The organism is Streptomyces sp. NPDC059853, from assembly GCF_042731495.1.
Classification (GTDB): domain Bacteria; phylum Actinomycetota; class Actinomycetes; order Streptomycetales; family Streptomycetaceae; genus Streptomyces.
The window spans coordinates 1-2,933 of record NZ_JBHWJL010000445.1 but is presented as its reverse complement, the minus strand read 5'-3'; the positions used below and the strand labels follow the sequence as shown (position 1 = coordinate 2,933).

Below are 2,933 nucleotides of genomic sequence, written 5' to 3'. Positions count from 1 at the left end.
ATCGGGATGCTGATCGACACCTCCCGCAGCGGCTGGGGCGGCCCCGACCGGCCCAGCGGTGAAGGACCGCGCACGAGCGTGAACGAGTTCGTCGAGGCCAGCCGCGTCGACGGCCGTATCCACCAGGGCAACTGGTGCAACCAGGCCGGCGCCGGGCTGGGCGAGCGCCCGACCGTCGCCCCTGCCACCGGCATCGACGCGTACGTGTGGATGAAGCCCCCGGGCGAGTCCGACGGCTCCAGCACGGAGATCCCGAACGACGAGGGCAAGGGCTTCGACCGCATGTGCGACCCGACCTACGAGGGCAACCCCCGGAACAACAACAACCCCTCGGGTGCCCTGCCGGACGCCCCGGTCTCCGGTCACTGGTTCTCCGCCCAGTTCCAGGAGCTGATGGCCAACGCCTACCCGCCCCTGTGATCTGACCGGATCACCCGCACCACCGGTGTCACCACCTCCTGAACGCACCCGCCCCCGGCGCCCTCGCGGCCCGGGGGCGGGTTGCCGTTTCCGGGGGCGCCGGGGCCGGAACGGCTCCGGCGCCCCCGGCTCACTCCGCCCGGCCCTCCTCCCCCGCCGCCTCCCCCACCCGGATCCGGTTCCCGTCCGGATCGGTCAGCTCCAGCTCCCTCCCCCACGGAACCTCCGTCACCACCGCCCCGAACGCGGCGGCCACCGCGTCGATGTCCCGCACCCGCAGATACACCAGACCGCCCGGCACGGCGTCCCCCGTGTGCTCGGACAGGAAGATCTTCACCGGCCCCCGCGCCACCTCCACGAACGCGGGCAGCCCCGGCTCGAACCGGTGCTCCCACGCCCGCGCGAACCCCAGCCGCCCGTACCACCGCACCGCCGCCCCGGCATCGGCGACCCGCAGCACCGGGACGATCTCCTCCGCCACGCTGTCCGTATCGACCATGCCCCGATCCTGACAGCCGCCACTGACAATCCCCGGCCCATCGAGGCGGTGCGAGCGCCGGGACCGGTCCGACTGCCAGCGCCCCGCTCAGGGTCGCGGCATGACATTCTCACCGCGGCTGGAAGAGATCACCCCGCTGCATGTCGACGCCGTGTGCCGGCTGACGGTGCGTCCCGATCAGGAGAACGTGGTCGCGCCCGTGGCCAGGCCGCCGGCCGACGCCTCCGCGCACGGCGACATCGCCTGGCCGCGGCTGATACGCGACGGGAGCGGCCCGTCGGGGTTCGTCATGGGTGGTCTCGACCCGGGCGGTGAACACGACGCGTTCCGGTGCGCCATCCGGCGGCTGGACATCGCGGCCGATCAGCAGGGCCGGGGCTACGGCCGCTTCGCCGTGGAGGAGGTGTGCGCCGAGGCCCGCCGCCGGGGGCGGCGGCGGATCACCGTGCTGTGGGCGCCCCACGCGAGCGGCCCGGAGAACTTCTCCCCGCGGCTCGGGTTCCGCCCGACCGGGGAGACGCTCCACGGGCAGGCCCTCGGCGAACTCCCGCTGGCCCAGCCGCCGGCCCGGCGGCCCGGGGCAAGCCTCGCACCCCGTGCACCGCTGCGTTCACTACTTGAACGTCCGCACCGGCCGTTCTTCCCGGAAATGGCAACAGAAGTTGTCGGCATCGCATCCGCTCCGCATCCTCGGCCGTGGAGGTGGTCACGATGACCGACAACGCACGGGCCGATGCCGCGTACGACGTACTGATCGTGGGCGGCGGAGCGGCCGGACTCAGCGCCGCGCTCATGCTGGGGCGGGCCAGGCGGCGGGTGGTCGTGGTGGACGGCGGCGAACCGCGCAACGCGCCCGCCGCGCACATGCACGGCTTCCTGTCCCGGGACGGCCTGCCGCCGTCCGAACTGCTCGCCATGGGGCGTACCGAGGTCGCCGGCTACGGGGTCCGGCTGATCAGCGGCCGGGTCGACGGCATCAGCCACGCCGGGGGCCGGTTCCGTGCCCGGCTGGACGACGGATCGACGCTGTCCGCGCTCCGGGTGCTGGTCGCCACCGGACTGCGCGACGAACTCCCCGGCATCCCCGGCGTCCGCGAACGCTGGGGCAAGGACGTGGCGGCCTGCCCGTACTGCCACGGCTACGAGGTCAGGGACCGCCCGGTGGGCGTCATCGGCGCCCCGCACCTGGCGCTGCTTCTCCGTCAGTGGTCGCACGACCTCGTGTACTTCCCGCACGAGCAGCCGGTGACGGAGGAGGAGTACGAGCAGCTGGCGGCGCGCGGGGTGCGGGTCGTCACCGGCCGGGTGAACCGGCTGGCCGTCGAGGACGGCAGGGTGCGCGGCGTCGAGGTGGAGGGCGCCGGGTCGGTCCTGCGCGAGGCGGTGTTCGTGACGCCGCGGTTCACACCGCGGGACGAGGTACTGCGCGCGCTGGGCGCCGAACGGCTGGACAGCGGCTTCGTGGCCGCCGACCCCACCGGACGCACCGACGTGCCGGGGGTGTGGGCGGCGGGCAACGTCGTCCATCCCACGGCCCAGGTGATCCATGCCGCGGGGCAGGGCTCGGCCGCGGGGGCGGCGATCAACGCCGACCTGCTGAGGGAAGAGGTGGACCGGGCCGTCGCGGACCGCCGCGCACTGTCCGCCGCCGGGGAACGCGCGGCCCACGCGGCGCGGCACCGGAACGGCGATCCGCTGGACTGAGCGACGCTCCGGCTCGCGGGAGGGCAGGGCCGCCGGACACCCGGTGGGGCAACGGGCGGGGACGCCGGGCCGTGTGGGTCCGGGTCCCGTCGGTCCGGCCCGGGCGGAGGGAGCGGGGCGGGCCCGCGGGGCGGAGCTGCCTCCCCGCGAGGCAGGGCCGAGCTGGTGGGCCGCGCCGCAAGGCCGGGCGGCGTGACGGGGCGTTGCGGCGGCGCCACCGGCCGCGACGCCGGCCGCCCGGACCGGGACCGGAGGGCCCCGGAACCGGAGGGCCCCGGAACCGGAGGGCGAACGGGCCACCCCGCTGCCC

General features: G+C 75.3%; 4 protein-coding genes. 3 read left to right on the top strand and 1 reads right to left on the bottom strand.

Translation table 11 applies throughout. From position 1 onward, the window contains the following. On the top strand, positions 1–420 hold a 420-nt coding region (locus ACFV5N_RS26480), incomplete at its 5' end, for a glycoside hydrolase family 6 protein (protein WP_385604668.1). Positions 421–550: 130 nt separating this feature from the next. Here the strand turns inward: ACFV5N_RS26480 and ACFV5N_RS26475 are convergent. Beyond that, positions 551–919 (bottom strand): glyoxalase superfamily protein, encoded by a 369-nt coding sequence (locus ACFV5N_RS26475; protein ID WP_385604665.1) that lies wholly within the window; start codon positions 917–919, stop codon positions 551–553. Positions 920–1,019: 100 nt separating this feature from the next. On the opposite strand from ACFV5N_RS26475, the gene ACFV5N_RS26470 reads away from it, so the two are divergent. Beyond that, positions 1,020–1,634, top strand: a complete 615-nt coding sequence (locus ACFV5N_RS26470) for a GNAT family N-acetyltransferase (RefSeq protein WP_385604662.1) — start codon at positions 1,020–1,022, stop codon at positions 1,632–1,634. Then, positions 1,631–2,623, top strand: a complete 993-nt coding sequence (locus tag ACFV5N_RS26465) for an NAD(P)/FAD-dependent oxidoreductase (RefSeq protein ID WP_385604658.1) — start codon at positions 1,631–1,633, stop codon at positions 2,621–2,623. The genes ACFV5N_RS26470 and ACFV5N_RS26465 overlap by 4 nt, the downstream gene beginning before the upstream one ends. Positions 2,624–2,933: the final 310 nt, after the last annotated feature.